General features: G+C 73.3%; 20 protein-coding genes. 16 read left to right on the top strand and 4 right to left on the bottom strand.

Annotation, left to right across the window (positions count from 1 at the left end; all coding sequences use genetic code 11):
* Window positions 1-20: 20 nt before the first annotated feature.
* A complete protein-coding gene (locus tag C8N24_RS27945) occupies window positions 21-350 on the top strand; it encodes a hotdog fold thioesterase (RefSeq protein ID WP_121256354.1) in 330 nt (109 codons plus the stop codon).
* Window positions 351-353: 3 nt separating this feature from the next.
* Here C8N24_RS27945 and C8N24_RS27940 read toward each other — a convergent pair whose 3' ends face one another.
* Together C8N24_RS27940 and C8N24_RS27935 are read right to left on the bottom strand one after the other, a co-directional pair.
* Window positions 354-1,922 (bottom strand): EAL domain-containing protein, encoded by a 1,569-nt coding sequence (locus C8N24_RS27940; RefSeq protein WP_147448020.1) that lies wholly within the window; start codon window positions 1,920-1,922, stop codon window positions 354-356.
* A 189-nt stretch (window positions 1,923-2,111) separates the two neighbouring features.
* Complete coding sequence (locus C8N24_RS27935; RefSeq protein ID WP_121256350.1) at window positions 2,112-3,752, bottom strand: catalase; 1,641 nt, start codon at window positions 3,750-3,752, stop codon at window positions 2,112-2,114.
* 78 nt (window positions 3,753-3,830) lie between these two features.
* On the opposite strand from C8N24_RS27935, the gene C8N24_RS27930 reads away from it, so the two are divergent.
* The 10 genes from C8N24_RS27930 to C8N24_RS27885 all read left to right on the top strand — a co-directional run bounded on the left by C8N24_RS27930 (window position 3,831) and on the right by C8N24_RS27885 (window position 15,764).
* A complete protein-coding gene (locus C8N24_RS27930; protein ID WP_121256348.1) occupies window positions 3,831-7,388 on the top strand; it encodes an ATP-binding protein in 3,558 nt (1,185 codons plus the stop codon).
* Window positions 7,389-7,454: 66 nt separating this feature from the next.
* A complete protein-coding gene (locus C8N24_RS27925; protein ID WP_121256346.1) occupies window positions 7,455-8,804 on the top strand; it encodes an FAD-binding oxidoreductase in 1,350 nt (449 codons plus the stop codon).
* A gap of 11 nt (window positions 8,805-8,815) precedes the next feature.
* Entirely contained in the window at window positions 8,816-9,385 is a 570-nt protein-coding gene (locus C8N24_RS27920; protein ID WP_121256344.1) for a pyridoxamine 5'-phosphate oxidase family protein, read from the top strand.
* Between the two features lie 38 nt (window positions 9,386-9,423).
* Window positions 9,424-9,720, top strand: a complete 297-nt coding sequence (locus C8N24_RS27915; protein WP_245971989.1) for a CrcB family protein — start codon at window positions 9,424-9,426, stop codon at window positions 9,718-9,720.
* Window positions 9,717-10,022: a CrcB family protein gene (locus C8N24_RS27910; RefSeq protein ID WP_121256342.1), complete on the top strand. Its 306-nt coding sequence runs from the start codon at window positions 9,717-9,719 to the stop codon at window positions 10,020-10,022. The genes C8N24_RS27915 and C8N24_RS27910 overlap by 4 nt, the downstream gene beginning before the upstream one ends.
* 36 nt (window positions 10,023-10,058) lie before the next feature.
* Window positions 10,059-11,252, top strand: a complete 1,194-nt coding sequence (locus tag C8N24_RS27905) for a PP2C family protein-serine/threonine phosphatase (RefSeq protein WP_245971987.1) — start codon at window positions 10,059-10,061, stop codon at window positions 11,250-11,252.
* Window positions 11,249-12,790 carry a sensor histidine kinase gene (locus C8N24_RS27900; RefSeq protein ID WP_211340167.1) on the top strand — a complete coding sequence of 514 codons (1,542 nt, stop codon included), beginning with the start codon at window positions 11,249-11,251 and terminating at the stop codon, window positions 12,788-12,790. The genes C8N24_RS27905 and C8N24_RS27900 overlap by 4 nt, the downstream gene beginning before the upstream one ends.
* The gene (locus C8N24_RS27895) at window positions 12,787-13,233 is read left to right on the top strand and encodes a response regulator (protein WP_121256340.1); all 447 of its coding nucleotides are present in this window, start codon (window positions 12,787-12,789) and stop codon (window positions 13,231-13,233) included. The genes C8N24_RS27900 and C8N24_RS27895 overlap by 4 nt, the downstream gene beginning before the upstream one ends.
* Entirely contained in the window at window positions 13,230-14,330 is a 1,101-nt protein-coding gene (locus C8N24_RS27890) for a PQQ-dependent sugar dehydrogenase (protein ID WP_170179477.1), read from the top strand. Before C8N24_RS27895 ends, C8N24_RS27890 begins: the two co-directional genes overlap by 4 nt.
* Before the next feature lie 111 nt (window positions 14,331-14,441).
* Window positions 14,442-15,764: a hypothetical protein gene (locus C8N24_RS27885; protein ID WP_121256338.1), complete on the top strand. Its 1,323-nt coding sequence runs from the start codon at window positions 14,442-14,444 to the stop codon at window positions 15,762-15,764.
* Here the strand turns inward: C8N24_RS27885 and C8N24_RS27880 are convergent.
* Window positions 15,663-16,910, bottom strand: a complete 1,248-nt coding sequence (locus C8N24_RS27880) for an MFS transporter (RefSeq protein WP_170179476.1) — start codon at window positions 16,908-16,910, stop codon at window positions 15,663-15,665. The two genes, C8N24_RS27885 and C8N24_RS27880, sit on opposite strands and share 102 nt — an antisense overlap.
* Before the next feature lie 37 nt (window positions 16,911-16,947).
* On the opposite strand from C8N24_RS27880, the gene C8N24_RS27875 reads away from it, so the two are divergent.
* Window positions 16,948-18,669 carry a hypothetical protein gene (locus tag C8N24_RS27875; RefSeq protein WP_170179475.1) on the top strand — a complete coding sequence of 574 codons (1,722 nt, stop codon included), beginning with the start codon at window positions 16,948-16,950 and terminating at the stop codon, window positions 18,667-18,669.
* Window positions 18,670-18,786: 117 nt separating this feature from the next.
* Window positions 18,787-19,143 (top strand): DUF4190 domain-containing protein, encoded by a 357-nt coding sequence (locus C8N24_RS27870; RefSeq protein ID WP_121256332.1) that lies wholly within the window; start codon window positions 18,787-18,789, stop codon window positions 19,141-19,143.
* Here the strand turns inward: C8N24_RS27870 and C8N24_RS27865 are convergent.
* Complete coding sequence (locus tag C8N24_RS27865) at window positions 19,130-20,602, bottom strand: ATP-dependent DNA ligase (RefSeq protein WP_121258061.1); 1,473 nt, start codon at window positions 20,600-20,602, stop codon at window positions 19,130-19,132. The genes C8N24_RS27870 and C8N24_RS27865 overlap by 14 nt on opposite strands.
* A 19-nt stretch (window positions 20,603-20,621) precedes the next feature.
* On the opposite strand from C8N24_RS27865, the gene C8N24_RS27860 reads away from it, so the two are divergent.
* The 3 genes from C8N24_RS27860 to C8N24_RS27850 are packed head-to-tail and all read left to right on the top strand — an operon-like array spanning window position 20,622 to window position 22,930.
* Window positions 20,622-21,392 (top strand): SDR family oxidoreductase, encoded by a 771-nt coding sequence (locus tag C8N24_RS27860; protein WP_121256329.1) that lies wholly within the window; start codon window positions 20,622-20,624, stop codon window positions 21,390-21,392.
* 24 nt (window positions 21,393-21,416) lie between these two features.
* Window positions 21,417-22,283 (top strand): DMT family transporter, encoded by an 867-nt coding sequence (locus tag C8N24_RS27855; RefSeq protein WP_121256327.1) that lies wholly within the window; start codon window positions 21,417-21,419, stop codon window positions 22,281-22,283.
* Complete coding sequence (locus C8N24_RS27850; protein WP_121256325.1) at window positions 22,280-22,930, top strand: GntR family transcriptional regulator; 651 nt, start codon at window positions 22,280-22,282, stop codon at window positions 22,928-22,930. The genes C8N24_RS27855 and C8N24_RS27850 overlap by 4 nt, the downstream gene beginning before the upstream one ends.
* Window positions 22,931-23,089: the final 159 nt, after the last annotated feature.

Below are 23,089 nucleotides of genomic sequence, written 5' to 3'. Positions count from 1 at the left end.
CGCCCTAGCCTAGTGAAGCCATGAGCGGATCTGCGCTGATCGACCTGGAAATCGAGTCCTCCACGGAGGGCGAGGTGCGTGCCCGCGTGCCCGTCACCGACGGCTTGAAGCAACCGCTCGGGCTGGTCCACGGCGGCGTGTACGCGGTGATCGCCGACGCGCTCACGGCGGGCGACGGCCGGGTGGTGACGAGCCAGACGTCGTTCCTGCGGCCGGTCGTATCCGGGACCATGGCCGTGGTGGCCCGCCGACGGCACTCGGGACGCACCACGGCGGTGTGGGAGACGGACGTCGCGGACGGCGAAGGACGCCTCTGCGCGGTCGTACGCACCACCGTGGCGCGCGGCTGAGCCTCAGCTGACCGCGGCGAGCTGCGGCACCTCGGCGTCGACCGTGCCGAGGTTCGGCCGCGCGAGGTAGAAGCCCTGGCCGCAGCCGACCGCCAAGCTCTTCAGGCAGCAGAGCTCGTTCTCGTTCTCGATGCCCTCCGAGACGACGGTCGCGCCGACGTCCTTGGCGAAGGCGACGATCGCGGCGGCGAGCGACTGGCGGACCGGGTCGTCGTCGATGCCGCAGACGAGCGTGCGGTCGAGCTTGAGGATGTTTGGGTTCACGCGCGTGACGTGGCGGAAGGAGGCGAAGCCGGAGCCGACGTCGTCGACGGCGACGCGCACGCCGAGCACGCGCAGGCGGTCGAGCTGGGCGCCCAGGGCGACGTAGTCCTCGACCGGCTGGTGCTCGGTGATCTCGACGACGAGCGGGCGGTCGCTCTTGTGGCGGGCGATCGCGAAGGCGAGCTCGTCCTGCTCGAGCACGGCGGGGGAGACGTTGAGCGCGAGGTAGCGGCCCTCGGGCAGACGCGCCTCGTGGCAATGCAAGGCGAGCTTGATCACGGCCAGCTCGAGGTCGACGCCCATGTCGACCGCGTGCGCGTCGAGGAAGCAGCGTTCGGTGGGGATCGCGTTGCCGTCGGCGTCCTTGAAGCGGGCGAGCGCCTCGGCGCCGACGACACGGCCGGACGCGAGGTCGACGATCGGCTGGAACGCCACGTCGAGGCCGACGCCGTCGATCATCCGCTGCATCCGCGCCTGGATGCGCTCGCGGCGCTGGACGTCGAGCGTGACGCGCTCCTCGTGCTCACGGGCGCGCTCACGCTCGGCGACGAGGTTCGCGGTGAGCTCGTCCTCGAACTCGCGCAGCTTCTCGGCCACGGCGATGAAGCCGATCAGCAGACCCACCGACGGGATCGCGAACTGGCCGGCGCGCAGCGCCAATGACGCCCACCAGGAGCCGGCGAACAGGCCGAACGCCCACATGTAGGCGAAGGCGTCCAGCGCGCTGAGGCCCATCAGCGCGAGCACGCACATGTCACCCCACGTCATGGCGCCGCCGGCGCGCCGCCACCAGAGGACGGCGACGCCGGCTTGCGCCAGCACGATGAGCCCGACCAGCGCACGCATCGTGGGGGAGAACCCGTCCCCGTTGGCGAGATCGCCGAACGGGGAGGAAGCGACGGCGGCCCAGGCGAGGAGGAGGGCACCCAGGCCGCCGAAGATGGACAGGTTGCGGGTCGTCGCGCGCACGCTCGACAGCGCGAGCGCGGCGCCGGCGATCAGGAAGACGTGCCAGACGAGGTAGCGCGCGGCCGCGGAGTCCGCGCCGCTGTCGACCGGCCCGCCGCCCGCGAAGACGCTCGGGAGCGCCATCAGCGTCGTGATCAACCCGACGAACGCGATGGTGGTGCCGATCGCGAGCCAGCGCAGGCAGCGGTCGCCCAGCGCGTTGGAGGACGCCCACAGCAGGTGGCTGCAGAGCGCGGCGCAGACGATCGCCACGGCCAGGCAGGCCGGGATCGCGGCGCTGGACTCGCGGTCGCCGCCGGCGAGCGGGACGAACGCCGCCACCACCGCGGTGACGGCCACGGCGGCCAGCAACCGCAGCGTGACGGAAACGGATGGGCGGGCTGTCAGCAATGGGGACATGTCGGCTTTACGTGGGATGGCCGTTGGACACAAAGCGCAAACGCCAACAAGCGTCCAGACTTGCGCTAACGGGCCGAAATGTCCGCTTACGCCGCGGGCACGGCAGCTTCCGCGCCCGCGGCGGGCGCTCTACGCGCCGACCGGCGACTCGGTGACCTCGACGCGCTCGTTGGGCACGCAGTGGGTCATCTCGACGCCGCTGACGTCGCGCGGGCCGTTCTGACCCAGGTTCGCGAGGCGCTCGCGCTCCTCGTCGTTGAGCGTCTGCGTCGCCAGCGGCTCGAGCGACTTGACCTCGTCGAGCCCGATGCCGATGCCCTCGCCGACCCGGGCGCCGAGCTCGTCGTCGACCATGTAGAGGTGCCAGAGCATCCGCTCCTGGATGTGGCGGTCGCACTGGTTGAGCGCGTCGGAGAGGTTGGCGACGAGGTCGTCCTTCTCCCACTGCTCGGAGAGCTGGAAGCGCTCGCCGGCCTGCTTGTAGTCGTTGGTCCGCGGGATCCGCCCGCGGCCGATCCGGCCCTCGATCATCGGCCCCTGCTCGACGTGGCTCGGCTTCTCGGCCTCCTCGAGACCGCCGGTGACCGACGGCTCGTAGTTCACCGACGGGTTGTCGCCGGCCTCGTCCACGTAGTAGGCCATCTCGCCGTCGCGCAGGTTCGTGGCGACGCGCGTCTGGGGCGCGTTCACGGGCAGCTGCAGGTAGTTCGTGCCGACCCGGTAGCGCTGCGTGTCCGAGTAGGAGAACGTGCGGCCGACGAGCATCTTGTCGTCGGAGAAGTCCAGCCCGTCGACGAGCACGCCGGTGCCGAACGCGATCTGCTCGGACTCGGCGAAGAAGTTCCCGGGGATGCGGTTGAGCTGCATCGTGCCGACATGACGCAGCGGGAAGTCGTTCTCGGGCCACGTCTTCGTGTCGTCGAGCGGGTCCCAGTCGAGCTCCGGATGGTCGTGGTCCTCCATGATCTGGACGTAGAGGTCCCACTCGGGGTGGTCGCCGGCGAGGATCGCGTCGTAGAGGTCCTTGGTGTGGACGCCGAGCTCCTGCCCCTGGACGGTGGCGAGGTCGCTGCCCGCCCACGACTTCACGCCCTGCTTCGGGTGCCAGTGGTACTTGACGAGCACGGTCTCGCCGGCCGCGTTGACCCACTTGTAGGTGTTCACGCCGAAGCCCTGCATGGTCCGGTAGGACGCAGGCGTGCCGCGCGGCGAGAACACGAGCATGACCATGTGCATGGCCTCGGGCGACTGCGAGATGAAGTCGAAGACCCGGTTGGGTACCTGGCGCTCGAACGTGACGGGGTCCGGCTTCTGGGAGTGGATGAAGTCCGGGAACTTGATCGCGTCGCGGATGAAGAACACGCCGAGGTTGTTGCCGACGAGGTCCCAGTTGCCGTCCTCGGTGTAGAACTTCAGCGCGAAGCCGCGCGGGTCGCGAACCGCCTCGGAGGAATCGCGTCCACCGGCCACCGTGGAGAAGCGCAGCGCGACGTCGGTCCGCTTGCCCGCTTCCTGGAAGAGCTTGGCCCGCGTGTACTTGGCGATCGGCTCGTCCCCGACCTTGCCCGTGGCCTCGAAGTGCCCGAACGCCGTCGCCCCGCGCGCGTGGACCACCCGCTCCGGGATGCGCTCCCGGTCGAAGTGGCTCATCTTCTCGAGGAAGTGGTAGTTCTCCAGCGTCGCCGGGCCCCGCGGTCCGACCGTTCGCAGGTTCTGGTTGTCGTAGACCGGGTGGCCTTGACGCGTCGTCAAATCCTTGCGCTCGCTCATATCTGCAGCGCTACCCATCCTTCGTCCAGAAGGGATCAGAAAGCTGCATCCGACCTTCGCGCTCGTTAGATTCATCGCGTGGTCGTGAGGGACTCGACCCGCATCCAGCTATGCGGTCGACTGATCGTGGAGCTCCAGGGACGGAGGCTCGAAGAGTCCCTGCGCGGACGCCAAGGGCGGCTGCTGCTCGCGTACCTCGCGCTCAACCGCGACCGGCCGGTTCGCCGCGACGAGCTGGCGGAGGCGCTCTGGTCGGGCAAGGGCACCCCGCCCGCCTACGAGTCGCTGCTCGCGCCGCCGCTCAGCCGCCTGCGCAAGGCACTCGGCCCGGGGGTGCTCGAGGGCCGCTCGGAGCTGCAGCTCGTGCTCCCCGAGGACACGTGGATCGACTGGGAGATCGCCCACGCGTGCGTGCGCGAGGCGCGCGTCTCCGGCCCAGACCAGGCGTGGGACGCCGCGCGCGAGGCCGTCGAGATCGCCGACCGTGGCCTGCTGCCCGGCCTGGAGGCGCCGTGGATCGACACGAAGCGCTCCGAGCTGGCCGACCTGCGCGTGGAGGCGCTGGAGGCGATGGCCCGCGCGGGCGCGCAGCTCGGCGGTGCGGCGCTGCCCGAGGCCGAGCAGGCCGCGCGGGCCGCGGTGCAGAGCCAGCCCTTCCGCGAGTCGGCGCGGGGCGTGCTGATGGAGGTGCTCAAGGCACGCGGGAACGTCAACGAGGCGTTGCGCGTCTACGAGGACATCCGCGTGCTGCTGCGCGAGGAGCTCGGCAGCTCGCCGGGCGCGTCGCTGGTCGCGCTCCACCAGCAGCTGCTGCGTGACGAGCCGGCCGCCGCCGAGCCGGCGCGGCCGAAGCCGGTCCCGCGCTCGTCGACGCTCGTGGAACGCGACCGCGAGGTCCACGTGCTGGACAACCTGCTCGCCGAGGCGACCCTCGGAGAGGGTCGCGCGGTGCTGATCGAGGGACCGCCGGGCATCGGCAAGTCGCGGCTCCTGGCCGAGTTCCGCCGCCGCGCGACCGGCGAAGGCGCCACCGTGCTCAACGCGCGGGCAGGCGAGCTCGAGCGCGAGTTCCCGTTCGGCGTGGTGCGCCAGCTGTTCGAAGGCGTGGTCACCGACCCGTCGGTGCTCACCGGCGCGGCGGCCGCGGCGGGCGTCGTGTTCGCCTCGCCGGAGAACGGCGTCCCGGCCGGCGACGCGAGCTTCGCCGCGCTGCACGGCCTGTACTGGCTCACGTTGAACCTCGCGGCCGAGCACCCGCTGCTGCTCGAGGTCGACGACCTGCACTGGTGCGACCGCCCGAGCCTGCGCTTCCTCGCCTACCTCGTGCGGCGGCTGGAGGGCCAGCCGGTGCTCGTCACCGCGAGCGTCCGGACCGGCGACGCGCCGACGGACGCTGCGCTGCTGGCCGAGATCGCCAACGACCCCGCGACCGCCCACGTGCGCCCCGGCCCGCTCTCGGAGGAGGCCGTCGGCGAGCTGGTCGCCAAGCGGCTCGGCGCGGAGCCCGACGACGCGTTCCGCCAGGCCTGCCACGGCACCACCGGCGGCAACCCGCTGCTCGTCCGCCAGCTGCTGAACGCGCTGGAGACCGATCAGGTCAAACCCGACGCCGCGCACGCCGACGTCGTGCGTGCGATCGGCTCGCGCGCCGTGTCGAGCTCCGTGCTGCTGCGGCTCGCGCGACTGCCGGGTGAGGCGGCGAGCGTCGCGCGTGCGGTCGCCGTCCTGGGCGAGAGCGCCGACCTGCCGGCCGTCGCGGGCATCTGCGGCCTGGATGAGGCGCAGGTCGCGGGCGCGATGGCGGCGCTGGCGCGCGCGGAGATCCTGCGCCCGGAGCCGCCGCCCGGCTTCGTCCACCCGCTGGTGCGGGACGCGGTCTACACCGGCCTGCCACTCGGTGAGCGCGAGCTGCTGCACGCCCGCGCCGCCGCCGTGCTGCGCGAGCGCGGCGCGAGCCTGGACCAGGTCGCGGGCCAGCTGATGCTCACGCCCGGACGCGGTGACGCGCAGGTCTCCCGGCTGCTGCACGACGCCGGCAACGCCGCCATGGCGCGCGGCGCGGTGGACAGCTGCGTCGGCTACCTGCAGCGCGCGCTCGAGGAGCCGCCGGCCGCCGAGGACCGTCCGCGGCTGCTGCTGGACCTGGGGGAGGCCGAGGCGCTCGTCCGCGGCCCCGACAGCGCGTTGCACCTGCGCGAGGCCTACGACGGGCTGACGGACCTGAACCTGCGCGTCCGCGCCGCCAACGCGCTCGGCCGCGCGCTGCTGTTCACCAGCTCGCCCGCGGAAGGCTCGCGCGTCGCCTTGGAGGCCGCCGCCGCGCTGCCGCCGGAGTTCGCCGACGAGGCGCTCGGCCTGCGCGCTTTCGCGTTGATGGGCGTGCCGTTCGGGGCGATGGACCCGGACGAGATGCACCCGATCCGCGAGTGGCGCGGCAAGCCGTTGCGGACGCTGGGCGAGAAGCTCGCGGGTGCGGTCGCCGCGCTGGAGTGGACGCAGGCCGGCGGGCACATCGACGAGGTCGTCCCGCAGGCGTTCCGGGCACTGGCCGGCGGCGAGCTGCAGGCACGCGACCCGAACCTGCTGACGCTCGCCGCGCTGCTGCCGCTGATCGTCGGCGACCGCGACGAGGCCTTGCAGCTGTTCGACCTGGGCATGGTCGACGCGCACCGCCGCGGCTCCCTGTTCGCCGTCACCGGCATGTACCTGTGGCGCGGCTTCACGCTCTTCTGGCGCGGCGACCTGCTCGACGCCGAGGAGGAGCTGCGCGCGTCCTTCGACCAGGCCGAGTCCTGGGGCTACGGCCCGGACACGCTGCAATGGAACGCGGCTCACCTCTCCTGGTGCCTGACCGAGCGCGGCAACCTCCCGGAGGCGCGTACCGCGCTGCTGCGTGCCCGTGAGCGCTCGCCCCGCTCCGACGGCGCCCGCTACTGGTGCAACGCCCGCCTGGAGCTGCTGGTGGCCGAAGGCTCCTACGAGGAGGCGATCGAGGCCAGCGAGGAGTACGCGGACCGCTTCCGCCACTACCACAACCCCGCCGCGGCCCGCTGGAGCGGCCTGCGCGCCGTGGCGCTGGACGCGCTGGGCATGAACAAGAAGGCCGTGGCGCTCGCCGCCGAGGAGCTCGACCGGGCACGCGACTGGGGCGCGCCCGGCACCGTCGCGCGCTCCCTGCGCGTGCTGGGCCTGCTCGAAGGCCCCGAGGGTCTGGAACGGCTGGAGGAGGCGGTGGAGATCGTCGGCCGCGGGTCGTCGCGGCTCGAGCTGGCGAAGTCCCTGGCGGCGTTGGGCGTCCTGCGCCGTCGCGCCGGCCGGCCCGACTACGCCCGCGAGCCGCTGACCCGCGCGCACGAGCTGGCCGAGGTGTGCGGCGCCGAGCGGCTGCTGGCGGAGATCCGCAAGGAGCTGCTCGCGGTCGGCGTGGAGCCGGCGGCGGCGGTCGCCCGCGGCGTGTCGGCGCTGACCGCGACCGAGCGGCGCGTCGCGGCGCTGGCCGCCGCGGGCCGGGCCGAGCGCGAGATCGCCCAGGAACTGTTCGTGACGCCGCGCATCATCCAGATCAAGCTGGGCAGCGCACTGCGCAAGCTGGGCGCGACGTCGACGCGCGAGCTCGCGCACGCGCTCGAGACGTAGCGCGAAGCAAGGGGCGGGCAACCTCGCGGCAAGGCCGCGGCAACCCGCGCGGGCGACGGTGCCGGCATGACGATGATCGATCCCGTCCCCGCGCTCCGCGATCTCTGCGGCGGCGCTGTCGCACTCCCCGGGGACGACGGCTACGACGCGGCCCGTTCCGGCTTCAACCTGGCGCTCGACCAGCGGCCCGCCGCCGTCGCCTATCCCGCCGACGCGACGGAGGTGGCCGAGGTCGTCGCCGCCGCGAGGGCGCAGGGACTGCGTGTCGCCGGGCAGGCGACCGGCCACAACGCCGGCCCGCTCGGGGACCTGAGCGGCACCGTCCTCGTCAAGACGAGCGGGATGCGCGGCGTCGAGATCGACGCGGCCGGCCGGATCGCCCGCACGGAGGCGGGCGCGCTGTGGGAGGACGTGGTCGACGCGGCGGCGCCGCACGGGCTGATCGCGCTGCACGGGTCCTCGCCGACCGTCAGCGTCACCGGGTACTCGCTCGGCGGCGGCATGGGTTGGCTCGCGCGCAGCCACGGGCTGCAGGCCAACAGCGTCACCGCGATCGAGCTCGTCACGGCCGATGGGGAGCACGTGCGCACGGACGCGCAGCACGATCCGGAGCTCTTCTGGGCGCTGCGGGGCGGCGGCGGCAACTTCGGGATCGTGACCGCGCTCGAGTTCCGGCTCTACCCGCTGCGGGAGATCTACGCGGGCTTCATGCTCTGGGACTGGAGCCAGGCCGAGCGCGTCCTGACCGCCTACGCCGACTGGGCGCGGACCGCCCCGGACGACGTCACCACGTCCCTGCGGCTCATGCAGCTGCCGCCGATCGAGGCGCTGCCCGAGTTCCTGCGCGGCCGCAACGTCGTGATGATCGACGGCGCCGTCCAGGGCGACCCGGCGACGCTCGCGCCGCTGCGGGCGCTCGGCCCGGAGATCGACACGTTCGCGATGGTCCCCGCGCCGGCGCTCGCCCGCCTGCACCAGGACCCCGAGGACCCGATGCCGATGACCGCCGACACCGCGCTGGTCGAGTCCCTGCCCGTGGAGGCGATCGCCGAGCTGGTGACGCTTGCCGGCCCGGGCTCGGGCAGCCCGCTCGACGTGGTCGAGCTGCGCCAGTGCGGCGGCGCCCTGCGGCGTGCGACCCCGGGCCACGGCGCCGCCGCCGGCGTGGACGCCGCCTTCGTCCTGTTCATGGGCGGCCTCGTGCTCGACGCGGAGATGGCCGCGGCCAAGCGGCAGCGGATATTCGAGATCAAGGCCGCGCTCGCCCCGTGGACGAACCGCGGGCACTACCTGAATTTCGCCGAGGACCGGGTGGATCTCTCCGAGACGTTCCCGACCGACGCCTGGGCGCGCCTGCGCGCGGTCAAGGAGCGGATGGACCCCGACAACGTGATCCACGCCAACCACGCGATCTAGACTCACCCGCCATGGGGCGGATCTACGAGAGCATCGACGACCACCAGCGCAAGTGGATCGACAAGCAGTCGATGTTCTTCGTCGGCACCGCCCCGACGGCGACCGACGGGCACATCAACGTCTCGCCGAAGGGGCCGATCGGGTCCCTGCGGGTCCTCGACGAGCACACGGTGGCCTACCTGGACATCGTCGGCAGCGGCGCGGAGACGATCGCGCACATCCGTGACAACGGCCGCGTCGTCGTGATGCTGTGCGCGTTCCAGGGCCCGCCGCGGATCCTGCGCCTGCACGGTCGCGGCGAGGTGGTCCTGCCGGACGACCCGCGGTTCGACGAGCTGCTGGCGCTCGGCTTCCACGAGCCCGAGGCCGCGGAGGCGCGCCGCGCGATCATCGTCGTGCACGTGGAGCGGATCGCCGACTCGTGCGGCTACGGCGTGCCGCTGCTGGCCTACGAGGGCGAGCGCCCGCACAGCGACCTCTCGACCGCCAAGCGCATCCGCGTGGAAGGCCCCGGCGCCATGCGCGCCTACGAGGCCAAGCACAACCGCGTGTCCATCGACGGCCTGCCCGCCCTGTCCTGAGCGGCGCCACCACCCGTTCCACGCCGCCGCGGGCCGAGGTGCTCGCGGTCTTCGCGGGCGGGTGCCTGGGCGCGCTCGCCCGCGCGGGCGTCAACGAGCTGCTGCCGGTGCCGTGGCACACGCTGCTGGTCAACGTGCTCGGGGCGTTCATCCTCGGGGCGGTCGTCACGCGCTCGCCCCGCTTCCTCGGCACCGGGTTCTGCGGCGCGTTCACGACGTTCTCCACGATGCAGGTGGAGCTGCTCGAGGACCTGGCACTCGGTGAGGCGATCGCCTACGCCGTGGCATCAGTCGTGCTCGGCTACGCCGCGGTGACGCTCGGGAGGCGCGTGTGACCGTGCTCCTGCTCGCGCTCGCCGGCGGTCTGGGGGCGGTCTCGCGCTTCCTGCTGTCGAGTCGGCTGCCGGTCCCGTTCGGCACGTTGGCGGTCAACGTCAGCGGCGCCTTCGTGCTCGGCCTGATCGGTGAGAACCTCGTGCTCGGTACGGGGTTCGCGGGCGCGTACACGACCTTCTCGACCTGGATGCTGGAGACCGAACGGCTCTCCAAGCCCGCGGCGGCGCTGAACATCGTCGGCAGCCTCGCGCTCGGCCTGGCGGCCGCGCAACTGGGGATTACGCTTCGAACCGCCGGGTAGAGTGGGTCGGCCTCCGGGCCCGACCTCACCGATTTCTTGATTCCTCCCGAGACCGTCAACCGAGCGCCGCGTGACACCGCGGCGAGCTCTGGTCCCATCCGCCTGCTGCTCGTCGAGGACGACGACGGCGACGCGCTGCTCGTCGAGGAGCTCTTCAACATCAGTGGCGCGTACATGGAGATCGTGCGCGCGCAGACGCTCGCCGAGGCGCGCCGCGAGGACCTGGCCGAGATCGACTGCGTCCTGCTGGACCTGGACCTCCCGGACGCGCAGGGCCTGTCCGGCCTGCACCGCCTGAAGGCCGACCGCGCGGACATGGCCGTGCTCGTCCTCACCGGTCTGGACGACGAGCGGCGCGGGATGGAAGCCGTCGGCGCCGGCGCGCAGGACTACCTCGTCAAGGGCCAGATCGACGGGCAGGGCCTCACGCGCGCCGTCCACTACGCGGTCGAGCGCCTGCGGGCCGACGAGGCGCGGCGCGAGCTCGAGGTCGCGCGCCTGCACGCCGAGGAGAACGCCCGCCTCGAGCGCGGCCTGCTGCCCGCCCCGCTGGTCCACGACGAGGCACTCCTGCTCAGCGCGCACTACCGGCCGGGCCGGCGCCGCGCGCTCCTCGGCGGTGACTTCTACGACGCGGTCCAGACCGAGGACGGCACCGTCCACGCCGTGATCGCGGACGTCAGCGGGCACGGGCCGGACGCGGCGGCGCTCGGCGTCTCGCTGCGGATCGCCTGGCGTACGCTGGTCATCGGCGGGCGCACGGCGGAGGAGCTGCTGCCGACGCTGCAGGTCATGCACGGCCACGAGCGCCACCACACGTGGATGTTCACGACGCTCTGCATGGTCACGATCGCGCCGGACAAGCGCAGCGTGAAGATCCAGCTGGCCGGCCACCCGCCGCCGCTGCTGATCACCGACGCGGAGATCAAGGGCCTCGAACCTGCGCAGGGCGAGCCGCCGCTCGGCGTCGTCGACGACTTCCACTGGACCGCGCACGAGCACCAGCTGCCCGAGCGCTGGTCCCTGCTGCTCTACACGGACGGCCTGATCGAGGGGCGCATCGGCATCGGTGCCGGGCGGCTCGGGGGCGAAGGGCTCGAAGCCATGGTCCGCGGCGAGGTCGACAAGGGCTCGCCGAGCCTGGTCGCCGCGCTCGTGGAGCGCGCCGAGGAGCTCAACGGCGGCCCGCTGCTCGACGACGTCGCCGCGTTCCTGGTGCGCAAGCAGTGAAGTGGCCACGTCGCCGTGGTAAGCGGCTGCGGGCCGGCCAGTACTTCGCGCGCGGCGTCGCGTTCCTGGTCTTCATCGCGATCGTCGGCACCGTCCGCAGCGTCTGGGCGCTCAACAACCTGAGCGCCGCGCGTGCCGACATCATCGACGAGCTCGGCCCGGCCAACCTGGCGGCGCAGGACCTGTCGATCGCGATGCTCGACCAGGAGACCGGCGTGCGAGGCTTCGTGCTGTCGGGGAAGGAGTCGTTCCTGGACCCCTACCGCGACGGGCGCCGCCGCGCCGACGACGCGCTGCAGCGGCTCGAGGGCAGCCTGCGCTTCGACAGCGTGCAGCCGTACCGGCGCAACATCGACGCCGTGGCGAGCGCCGCGCGCGACTGGGAGCTGAACTTCGCCGACCAGACGATCGCGCAGGCCAGCTCGAACCCGGGCGGCCCGCGCAGCATCGCCCAGGTGGAGGCGGGCAAGGCGCAGTTCGACCGCTTCCGCGCGACCGTCCGCGAGTTGACCGCGCAGTTGACGCCGGCCCGTGCCAAGGCGCGCACGGCCCTGCGCGACAACGCCCGGATCGTGCAGTTCTGGGTGATCTTCACCGGCGTCGTGATCCTGCTGAGCCTGGCGCTCGTCGCCCGCACGCTGCGCAAGCAGATGGTGTTCCCGCTGCAGGGGCTGGCGGCGCGCGTGCGCGACGTGGCCCGCGGCGACTTCAACCGGCCCGTGCACAGCGACGGCGCCGCCGAGGTGGTCGAGCTCGCCGAGGACGTGGAGTCGATGCGCGCGCGGATCGTCGCCGAGCTGGCAGCGCTGCAGACGGCCGAGGCCGACCTGCGGCGCTCGAACCAGGAGCTCGAGCAGTTCGCCTACGTCGCCTCGCACGACCTGCAGGAGCCGCTGCGCAAGGTCGCCTCGTTCTGCCAGCTGCTCCAGCAGCGCTACGGCGGGCAGCTCGACGCGCGCGCGGACCAGTACATCGGCTTCGCCGTCGACGGCGCGCAGCGCATGCAGGACCTCATCAACGACCTGCTCGCGTTCTCGCGCGTCGGCCGGATGGAGCAGCCGCACACCGAGGTCGACACCGGGCAGCTGGTCGAGCGCGTGCGGGCGGACCTGTCGCGCGCGATCGAGGAGAGCGGCGCGGAGGTCGTGGTCGACGGCGAGCTGCCGGTCGTGCACGGGGACGCCTCGCTGCTGCGGCTCGTGTTCCAGAACCTGATCGGCAACGCGATCAAGTTCCGCTCGGAGGCGGCGCCGCGCGTGGACCTCTCCGCGGAGCGCGACGGGGCCGACTGGCGGTTCCGCGTCGCCGACAACGGGATCGGCATCGACGCCGAGTACGCGGAGCGGATCTTCGTCATCTTCCAGCGCCTGCACCCGCGCTCCCAGTACGAGGGGACGGGCATCGGGCTGGCCATGTGCCGCAAGGTCGTCGAGTACCACGGAGGCAAGATGTGGCTCGACACGGGTAGTACGACTGGCACGGGCTCTACCTTCTACTTCACGTTGCCCGCCGAAGCCGCAGACACGGAGAGTCGATGACCGACGACGACAGCCAACCGATCAGCGTGCTCCTGGTCGAGGACGACCCGGGTGACGTCGTGCTCATCGAGGAGGCGTTCGAGCACAACAAGGTGCGCAACAGCCTCAAGATCGTCGGCGACGGCGTGGAGGCGATGGAGTACCTCAAGGACCCGGCGAACGGCCGCCCGGACCTGGTGCTGCTGGACCTCAACCTGCCGCGCAAGGACGGGCGCGAGGTGCTGGCCGAGATCAAGTCCGACTCGGCGCTACGGTCCATCCCCGTGGTCGTGCTGACCACGTCGAAGGCGGAGGAGGACATCCTGCGCTCCTACGACCTGCACGCCAACGCCTACGTGACCAAGCCCGTGGACTTCAACCGCTTCATCGAAGTGGTGCGCCAGATCGACGAGTTCTTCGTCACCGTGGTCAAGCTCCCAGGGCACCACCCGCGCCCGGTGTGAGACCGCTCGCGGCCCTGCTCTGCACGGCAGCCCTCGTCGGATGTGGGTCTTCCTCCGACGAGCCGGCGCCCGAGCAGGCGGCCGCGCCGAAGGCCACGACCGCCCCGGCGACCGCCACGCCGAACGAGACGCCCGGGCCTTCGCCGACCCCGAAGGCCGTGCCGGCGCGCCGGGTCGTGGCGACCGGTCTCGAGGTGCCGTGGGGGATCGCGTTCCTGCCGAACGGCGACGCGCTCGTCGCCGAGCGCACCACGGCGCGCATCCTGCGCATCCCGGCCGACGGCGGCGATCCCGAGCGGGTCATGACCGTGCCCGGGGTGGCGCGCAACGCGGGTGAGGGCGGGCTGCTCGGGCTCGCGGTCTCGCCGTCGTACGGGTCCGACGGGCTCGTGTACGCGTACCTGACGTCGACGTCCGGTGACAACCGGATCGTGCGGTTCAAGCTCGGCGGCAAGGCGCGGGTCGTGCTGAGGGGGCTCCGCAGCGCGTCCATCCACAACGGCGGGCGGATCGCGTTCGGGCCGGACGGCAAGCTCTACGCGGGCGTCGGCGACGCGGGGGACACGTCGCTGGCCCAGCAGCCGAAGTCGCGCAACGGGAAGATCCTGCGGATGGACCCGGACGGCGGCGGCGTGCACGTGTGGTCGCTCGGGCACCGCAACGTCCAGGGCCTCGCCTGGGACCGGTCCGGCCGGCTGTGGGCGAGCGAGTTCGGCCAGAACACGCGCGACGAGGTCAACCTGATCCGGCGCGGCCGCAACTACGGCTGGCCGGAGGTCGAGGGCACCGGCTCCACGTCCGGGGGGAAGTTCACCAACCCGAAGGTGACCTGGGCGACGTCGGAGGCCTCGCCGAGCGGCGCCGCGATCATCGGCCGCACGCTGTACGTGGCCGCGCTGCAGGGCGAGTGCGTGTGGAAGATCCCGCTCGACGGCGCGTCCGCGGGCAAGCCGACGAAGCTGCTGAGCGGGCGCTACGGGCGCATCCGCACGGTCGTCGCGGCGCCGGACGGCACGCTGTGGGTGGCGACGTCCAACCGCGACGGGCGCGGCTCCCCGCGTGCGGGCGACGACCGGATCGTGGCGATCAAGGTATGAGAGGCGTCCCGATGTCCGACGAGGTCCTGCGGTCGATGCAGATGACCGCGGGGAACCAGGCGGTGGGGCGCGCCATTGCCGAGGGACGGGTGGCGCCTGTAGTGTCGGCCGATGGAGCGTCTGCGCGCCAACGAGCCGGAAAGCAGTCAGCCGAAGGCGCCGACGCTCCGGATGAGCGAGCCGGCGATCCTGTCCCTCCAGCGGACGGCGGGTAACCAGGCCGTCTGCCGGGCGATCGCGGCCGGCACGCTCGCCCGCGAGGAGACGGCGGACAAGCCGCTGTCCGGCGTCACGGTGACGCCGCAGAAGGCGACGCTGCCGCTCGAGGCGGGCACGAGCATCACGGCCGCGGCCAAGCCGGCGGGCGTGACCGGCGTCAAGTGGACGCTCGAGGCCGGGACCGCGTCGGCCGCGGCGGGGACGAAGATCGACGAGACGACCGGCGTCGTCTCCGTGGACGCCAAGCAGCCCGGCGGCACGCTGAAGGCGAAGGCGACCAACGCCGTCTCGTTCGGGGACGCGCCGTTCCGCGTGATCGAGAAGCCCAAGGACATCGCGTCGACCGCGTCCTCGGTCGCCGGCAACTACGAGGCGCACTTCACGCACACGTTCAACTCGTCCGGGGCGGGCCAGTCCGGGCTCGCGGACGCGAACATCAACGAGAAGTTCGACTCCCACAGCGCGAAGACGCCCTTTGGCGACGACTTCCAGCTGACGGCGAACGCGGCCGGCTCGAAGGGATGGTTCCTGTCGAGCGCGGGCGCGATGAACACGGTCGACAAGGTCTCGATCAGCACCGCCGGCATCGACGCGGCGCCGTTCGTGAAGAACGCGTCGAACCCGTCGCCCGCGAAGGCGCTTCCGCAGGGCTTCAAGATGACGCAGAAGCTCCACGCGCGGACGCTGCCGTCGGACACGCTCGAGGACGCGCCGTTCACCACCACCGAGCACGTCCGCGAGCTGGTCGAGAAGGACGGCAAGCTCGCGATGCGGATCGGGGCGGGCAAGGCGAGCGAGCACATCCCGTACGTCGGCCCGGCCGTCTTCCGCAGCGCCAAGGCGGACAAGACGACGGTCGAGGCGTCGCCCGCCAAGCCCAAGTCGGGCAAATGGGCGCAGAACGAGGTGCAGGTCAGCGTCGACGGCGAGGGCAAGAACCCGAAGCCGACGTTCTCGATCCAGGGCGAGAAGCTGGGCTGCTCGGTGAGCGCCTCGGGGGTCGTGAAGATCGGCGACACGGCGGGGACGATCACCGTGCGGGCCGGAGGCACGAAGAGCTACGACGAGGTGAAGATCACGATCACGGCCAAGGCCGCGGCGGCGGGGACGCCGTCAAGCCCGCACGCCGCTCTGGACCCGTCCGTCGTAGGCGGCGAGGGCGGGGAAGAGCGCGGCGATCACCAACACGCCGGCAACGCAGACGAGGCCGCCTGACACGACGGCGACGCCCGCCGTGGTGAGGGAGGCGGCGACACCCGCCTCCAGGTCGCCGAGGCGCGGGCCGCTGGTCACGACGAGCATGAAGATCGCCGACATCCGGCCCCGGAGGTGCTCGGGGGTGACGGTCTGGTTGATGATGCTGCGGCACACGGCGCTGATGCTGTCGGCGGCGCCGGCGAGCGCGAGCAGGGCGGCCGCGGGCCACAGGCTCGGCATCAAGCCGGCGGCGGCGATCGCGAGGCCCCAGACGATCACGGCGCCGATCACGATCCGGCCGAGCCAGCGCGCGTGCTCGACCCAGCCGGTCGACAGCGCGGCGACGACCGCGCCCGCGGACACGGACGCGTAGAGGATGCCGGTGCCGGTCGCGCCGGCGTCGTAGACGGTGAGCGCGAGCACGGCGAACAGCGCGCGGGGCATGCCGAACGTCATCGCCACGAGGTCGGCGGCGAACGAGCCCATCAGCGCGCTGTTGCCGCGGACGAACGTCAGGCCCTCCTTGATCGAGTCGAGGATCGGCGGGTGCGCCTGCTCGCTCGGCGCCGGGTACAGGCGCGGCAGCGCGAGCGTGATGCCCATCATGATCACGAAGCCGATCGCCTGCGCGGTGTACGCGGACGCGGTGCCGAGCGCGGCGATCATGAGTCCGCCGAGCGCCGGTCCTGCGACGGCCGACACCTGATGCAAGCCGTAGGTGAGCGAGAGCGCGGCGCGCAGCCGGTCCTTCGCGAGCGCGGGGACGATCGCGCTCCGCGTGACGTTGTCGAGCGTGGCGCCGGCGGCGAGGGTCGCGGCGAGCGCGAACACCAGCGGGACGGGTGGGTCGCCGCTCGCCGACGTGGCCGCCAGCGTGATCGCGGAGGCCGTGACGAGCGCCTGGCCCGTCAACATCAGGCGACGCCGTTCGATCCGGTCGGCGATCGCTCCGCCCAGCAGGCTGCACACCACGATCGGGACCAGCTCGACGATCCCGAGCAGCCCGACGAGCGCCGCCGAGTCGGTCAGGAGGTAGATCTGGAACGGGATCGCGACCAGCGCCGCCTGCGATCCCAGCCCGGAGAAGAGCTCGCCGATCACGAGCAGGCGCAGGTCGCGGGACTGGCGCAGGACGCTGAGATCCACCGCAACGCGCCGCTTCATCCGGCCGGACAGCCTACGATGGGTAGCCGCACCGATGATGAGCCTTGACGAGCTCAGCTTCGAGCTCGAACGCTTCGAGTGGCAGGACGACGAACGGCTGGAAGTCCGTGGCCGCTGGTTCGGCGTGCGCGGCCAGCGCTTCATGCGCCCCACCCTCCATGTCCGCGTGGACGGCCGCCGTCGCCGGATGATCGCCTTGCTCGACCACAAGCCCTGGGCCCCCGACGCCGAGGGCGCCTGGATCGCCGCCTTCGCCTGGCGAGGTCCCGTCGAGCCGATCACCGCCGCGCGCCTCGAAGTCGCCCCGGACGTCGTCCTCGACCTCGGCGAACCCGGCACGCACGCCGTGACGCTCACGCCCCGCCCGCGCCCGAAGCGCACGGCGACGAAGCCCTCGCCGACCGCACCGTCCAAGCCGCCCGCACCGCCGCGGGTCGAGGCCGCGCCGGGCGAGCGGGTCCGACCCGCGACGCCGGATGCGTCGCAGCCCGGCTCGTCGGGCCTGCCGGACGCCGCCGCGCAGCCGGACGGCCCGCCGGCTCAGCCATCGGCGCCGGACGCCCCGAGGACGGCCCCACGGCCCGCCCCGGAGACGGACTCGCCGGCACAGGCCACCGCGGACGCCCCGGAGACGGCCTCGTCCGACCGGTCCACCGCGTCGGACGCCCCACGGCCCGTCCCGGAGTCGGACCCGCCGGCGCGGGCCGGTGCGGCGGGCGCCGTCGGCGCGGGCACGCCGAGCCGGGCCACACCCGCCGACGCCGGCGCGACCGCACCCGCGAGCGCCGCGATCGAGGAAGCGGCCGCTCGCGCGCGCCGGATCGCCGAGCTCGAACAGCAGCTCGCCGAGGAGACCACCGCCCGGGCGCGGCTCAGCGCGGAGCTCGAGCTCGCCCGGCGCCAGCTCGAGACGCACGCCGGCCACCACGCGAGCGCGGTCGAGCGGGCGAACGAGGTCGTCCGCCTCGAAGGCGCGCTGCACGAGGCCGAGACCGCGCGCGACGAGGCACTCGCTCGCGCGGAGGCTGCGCGGGCCGAGGCGCTGGCGCGCGTCGGCGAGCTCGCCGACGCCCTGCAGCGCGCCGAGCGCGCGGAAGCCGCGACCGCCTCGCCGGTCAACGAGCTCGCCGCCGCGATCAAGCGCGCCGAACGGGCCGAGGCGGCCCGCGACGAGCTCGCCGCGCGCGCGGCCGCGGCTCCGTCGACCGTGGACCTCAAGGCCGCGATCCAGCGCGCCGAGGCCGCGCGCGACGAGGCCGTCGCCCGCGCGGAGGCCGCCGAGGCCCGCGTGCGCGAGCTCGCCGCCGCGCCCGCCACGACGGAGTTCGTCGCTCCGCCGCACGACGAGGAGCTCGCCGCCGCCGTGGAGGCGCGCGACGAGGCGACCGTGCGGGCGAACGCGGCCGAGGAGGCACGCGACGCCGCTGCCGCCCGGGCCGACGCGGCCGAGGCCCGCGCGCGGGAGCGTGCGGCCGCGCCGCCCACCACGGAGCTCGTCGCTCCCGTGCGGGACGAGGAGCTCGCCGCTGCCATCGAGCGGGCCGAGCGGGCCGAGGCGCGTGCGGCGGACCTCGCGGCGTCGATCCGGCGTGGGGAGCAGGTCGACGTGCCCGAGCTGTCGCCGTTGCCGCGGCGGGTGCCGGCGACGCGCGCGGCCGGGCGTCAACGGGAGTGGACGCCGGTCGAGCGGTACGCGGTCATCGGGGTCGTGGTGCTGGCGGCGCTGCTGCTGCTCGTGCTCGTGGTCGTGGTGCTCTAGAAAGCGGGCCTACGACGGGGCCGGCCCGGGTAGCAGAGCTGGCACATCCGCGGGACCGTTCCCCACCGTTCGGGGACGTGCGCCCGTTCCTGCTCGACCCGTCAGGAGGAACCACCGATGGCCGCTTCGCCCGAGGCACCTGAACGCCCCGCCACGACGGCTTCGTCGCAGTACCAGCCGGCGCCGCCGGTGTCCGACCACCAGGAGCCCGCCGCTCGTGGGGGCAACGACGGTCGCGCCGTCGCGGCGATGATCCTCGGCATCATCGCGATCCCGCTCGGCCTGCTCGCGCCGATCCTCGGCATCGTCCCCGCGCTCGTCGCCCTCGTGCTGGGCCTGGTCGCCAAGAACGACATCCGGCGCACCGGCAAGGGTGGCTACGGTCAGGCCAAGGCCGGGTTCATCCTGGGCATCATCGCCGTCGCGATCTGCATCCTGAACGCGATCGCCGGCGCGATCATCATGAGCTCCTGAGCGCGAGCACCGCTTCGAGCGTGTCCGCCTGCGCCGCCGGCTTGTCCGGCCGGTGGCGCACCACGCGGGCGAACCGCAGCGCGACGCCGCCCGGGTAGCGCGGGCTGGTCTGGACGCCGTCGAACGCGATCTCCACGACCAGCTCGGGGCGCACGTGCACCACGTGCCCCTCGCGCCCCGTCTCCAGCTCGAGCAGCTTCTCGGTCTGCCACGCGAGCATCGCGTCCGTCAGGCCCTTGAAGGTCTTGCCGAGCATCACGAACCCGTCTTCGCCGCGCGCGCCGAGCCACAGGTTCGAGAGCTTCCCGCGCCGCCGCCCCGAGCCCCACTCGACCGCCAGCACGACGAGGTCGAGCGTGTGCACGGGCTTGACCTTCACCCACGCGGACCCGCGCCGGCCGGCCTCGTAGGGCGCGTCCAGCGCCTTCACGACCACGCCCTCGTGCCCGCGCGCGAGCGCCTCCTCGAGCTGCTCTGGCCCACCGCGCGGCACGCGCCACGGCTCCGGCACGAGCGCGGTCAGCGCCAGCGCCCGCTCCTCGCCGCGCGCGTCCAGCAGGTCGACGCCGTCGAGGTGCATGACGTCGAAGAACAGCGGCGTGAGCAGCACACCTGACGTGCTGGCGAACCGCGACCCGGTCACCTGGAACGGGTGCGGGCTCCCGTCCTCGCGCAGGGCGATCGCCTCGCCGTCGAGCACGAACGAGCGCGCCGGCAACGCCCGCGCCGCCTCCACGACCTCCGGGATGCGCGCCGTCACCTCATCGAGCGACCGCGTGAAGATGCCGACGTCGTCGCCGTCGCGGTGCACCTGGATGCGCGCGCCGTCGAGCTTCCACTCGACCGCGGCGGGCCCGGTCTTCTCCAGCGCCGCGTCCACGTCCGGAGCGGTGGAGGCCAGCATCGGCGCGATCGGCCGGCCGACCTCCAGCCGGAACTGCGCGAGGTCCTCGCCGGCGAGCGCGACCGACGCGACCGCACCCAGGTCCCCGCGCAGCATCAACGCCCGCCGCACCTGCTTGACCGGCACGCCCGCCGCCTTCGCGACCGCATCCCCGACGACCGCACCCAGCGCTCCCTGGCGGATGTCCCCGAGTACGAGGTTGCGCAGGAACGCCTGCTCGGACGCGGTCGCGCGCGCCATCAGCCCGCCCAGGGCCGCCCGTCGCGCCGCCACCGACCCCGCACCGGACAGCGACGCCACGTGCGCGAGGACGCCGTCCACCTCGGCGACGGTCAACGACGGCGCCTCGGCGGGCGGCGGCGGATCGTCCCGCAGCGAGGCCCAGCCGACGCCCAGCACGCGCTGGCGCGGCGACCCCGCGAGGTAGCTCGTGCCCGCCACGCGCTCGTCCGCGTCGAGCGCGCGCAACGCGTCCGCGATCCGCTCGACCTTCGCGAGCCGGCTCGGCTGGGCACGGACGTCCTCGGTGGCGGCGGCGAGCTCGGCGAACAGCATGCCGGTAGTTTCGCCGTCGATGCCGAAAACCGTGCTCGTCACCGGCGCTTCGAGCGGGATCGGGCGCGCCACCGCGCTCGCGCTCGCCCAGCGCGGCTTCACCGTCTACGCCGGCACGCGCTCACCGCTCGACTACGCCGGCGCCACACCGGTCACGCTCGACGTCACGAACGCCGAGCACGTCGCCGCCCTGCAGGACCTGCAGCTCGACGCCCTCGTCAACAACGCGGGCATCGCGGTCATCGGCCCGCTCGAGACGCTGCCGCTCGACCAGCTCCGCCACCAGCTCGAGGTCAACACGGTCGGGCAGCTGGCGGTGATCCAGGCCTGCCTGCCGGCACTGCGCGCCCGCCACGGCCGGATCGTCAACGTCTCGTCGATCTCCGGTCGGGTGGCGCTCCCGCTCTACGGCCCGTACGCGGCGTCGAAGTTCGCGCTGGAGGCGCTGAGCGACGCGCTTCGCCGCGAGCTGCGCGGCGACGTCCACGTCTCCCTGGTCGAGCCGGGCGCCGTCGCCACCCCGATCTGGCAGCGCACGCTCGCCGCGAGCGAGATGCCGACCGGCCGCTACGCGCGGATGGCCGAGCGTCTGCGGGAGCTGGCACTCGAGGCCGAGCAGACCGGGATGCCGGCGTCGGTCGTCGCCAACGCGGTCGTCCACGCGCTCACCGCGCCGAAGCCGCGCACGCGCTACGTCCTCGGGCACAGCGCCCGGATCCAGGCCACGCTCGCCCGCGGCGCGCCCACCCGCATCCTCGACCGGCTCATCCAGCGGATTGTTGAACAATAGGAGCGATTGTGGAACAATCGCTCCATGTCACGGCTTCAGGTTCTGCTCGCCTCGCTCTGCTTCGGCACCACCGGCACCGCGCAGGCGCTGGGGCCGGCCGGCCTGTCGCCCGCCGGCGTCGGCGCCGCCCGCATCCTCGTCGGCGGCGCGCTGCTGGTGCTGGTGGCGCTCCTCTCGTCGGGGCTGCGCGGCCTGCCGCGCGTCCCGCTGATCCTCGGCGCGCTCGCCGTCGCGAGCTACCAGCTGGCGTTCTTCGCCGCGGTCGCGGACACGGGCGTCGCGGTCGGGACGATCATCGCGCTCGGCTCCGGCCCGGCGTTCGCCGGCGCGATCGAGTGGGCGCTCGAGCGCCGCACGCCCACCCGCGCGTGGGCGACGGCCACCGCGCTGGCCTGCGCGGGCGTCGCGATGCTCGCGCTCAGCGGCTCCGACGCCTCGATCTCGATCCTCGGCGTCACGCTCGCCCTCGTGGCGGGCGCGTCGTACGCCGCGTACACCTACGCCTCCAAGCGCATGCTCGGGCAGGGGCACTCGCCCGAGACCGTGATGGCGGGCGCGTTCGGGCTCAGCGCGGTGTTCCTGCTCCCGGTGCTCCTGATCACGGGCGTGCGCTGGCTCGGCACCGGCGAAGGCTTCCTGCTCGCGCTGTTCCTCGGCGTCGTCCCGACCGCCGCGGCCTACCTGCTGTTCGCGCGCGGGCTCAAGCGCCTGAGCGCGGCTGAGACCGCGACGCTGACGCTCGCCGAGCCGTTGACCGCGACCCTGCTCGGCGTGATCGTGCTGAGCGAGCAGCTGAGCGTCCCGGCCGGGGTCGGCGCGGCGCTGATCCTCTCCGGCTTGATCGTGCTGGCCGCCCCCGAGGTGCGCCGGCCGGTTACGGTCCCTGCGTGACCGCGGTCGAAGAGGTAACCCAGGCGCTGCGCAGCTCGATCCTCGACGGCGAGCGCCCGGCGGGCTCACGCCTGGTCGAGGCGGACCTGTGCGCGCAGTACGGCGTCGCCCGGCACTCCCTGCGCGCCGCGCTGCGGGCACTGGCCGGCGAAGGCCTCGTCGTGATCGAGACCAACCGGGGCGCGCGCGTGGCGCGGCTGACCGGCGAGGAGATCGTCGCGCTGTTCGAGCTGCGGACGGCCCTGGAGGTCGAGGCCGCGCGGATCGCCTTGGAGCGCGGGCCGCTGCCCGCCTCGGTGCACGCGGCGCTGGCGGTGCTCGAGCGCGCGTGCGCCGACGGAGCGTGGGGCGCGATCAACGCCGCGCACAACGGGCTGCACCGCGCGATCGTCGAGGCGGCCGAGTCGCCCCGGATCGCGGCCGCGCACGCGTCGCTCGACGGTGAGCTGAAGCTGTTCATGAACCAGCTCGAGCCGCTCTGGAGCGCCGAGCGCATGGCGGCCGACCACGCCGCGCTCGTGCGGGGGCTGGAGCGCGACGGGCCGACGGTCCTCCGGGGTCACCTCGCCGAATCGGCGGCGGCACTCGTCGCCGCGGAAGGGGACGCCGGGCGACCGCACCGTGTCGGCGGTGCGGTCGCCCGGTGAGGAGAGGGGAGTAGACGTCCGGTCGGGAGAAAAGCGGAGCGCCTGGTCCACAAGATGCCCAGGCGTGGAGGCGGGAAACGCGCCGTGTCAGCCTCAGAACGAATTTGTGTGTGACGGGGGCGCGGGGCGGTCCAGCGGCACCCCTTGTCAGACTTGCGA

It is taken from the genome of Solirubrobacter pauli (assembly GCF_003633755.1).
GTDB lineage: Bacteria > Actinomycetota > Thermoleophilia > Solirubrobacterales > Solirubrobacteraceae > Solirubrobacter > Solirubrobacter pauli.
The sequence above is the reverse complement of the archived record's forward strand: the minus strand, read 5'-3'. Positions and strand labels throughout refer to the sequence as shown.

Excerpts from the sequence above, each read along its gene's own strand:
- C8N24_RS27860 (WP_121256329.1), top strand. The coding sequence starts at position 20,622 with ATGCCGAAAACCGTGCTCGTCACCGGCGCTTCGAGCGGGATCGGGCGC.
- C8N24_RS27870 (WP_121256332.1), top strand. The coding sequence starts at position 18,787 with ATGGCCGCTTCGCCCGAGGCACCTGAACGCCCCGCCACGACGGCTTCG.
- C8N24_RS27925 (WP_121256346.1), top strand. The coding sequence starts at position 7,455 with ATGACGATGATCGATCCCGTCCCCGCGCTCCGCGATCTCTGCGGCGGC.
- C8N24_RS27920 (WP_121256344.1), top strand. The coding sequence starts at position 8,816 with ATGGGGCGGATCTACGAGAGCATCGACGACCACCAGCGCAAGTGGATC.
- C8N24_RS27885 (WP_121256338.1), top strand. The coding sequence starts at position 14,442 with ATGGAGCGTCTGCGCGCCAACGAGCCGGAAAGCAGTCAGCCGAAGGCG.
- C8N24_RS27935 (WP_121256350.1), bottom strand. The coding sequence starts at position 3,752 with ATGAGCGAGCGCAAGGATTTGACGACGCGTCAAGGCCACCCGGTCTAC.
- C8N24_RS27895 (WP_121256340.1), top strand. The coding sequence starts at position 12,787 with ATGACCGACGACGACAGCCAACCGATCAGCGTGCTCCTGGTCGAGGAC.
- C8N24_RS27880 (WP_170179476.1), bottom strand. The coding sequence starts at position 16,910 with ATGAAGCGGCGCGTTGCGGTGGATCTCAGCGTCCTGCGCCAGTCCCGC.
- C8N24_RS27855 (WP_121256327.1), top strand. The coding sequence starts at position 21,417 with ATGTCACGGCTTCAGGTTCTGCTCGCCTCGCTCTGCTTCGGCACCACC.
- C8N24_RS27945 (WP_121256354.1), top strand. The coding sequence starts at position 21 with ATGAGCGGATCTGCGCTGATCGACCTGGAAATCGAGTCCTCCACGGAG.
- C8N24_RS27875 (WP_170179475.1), top strand. The coding sequence starts at position 16,948 with ATGAGCCTTGACGAGCTCAGCTTCGAGCTCGAACGCTTCGAGTGGCAG.
- C8N24_RS27865 (WP_121258061.1), bottom strand. The coding sequence starts at position 20,602 with ATGCTGTTCGCCGAGCTCGCCGCCGCCACCGAGGACGTCCGTGCCCAG.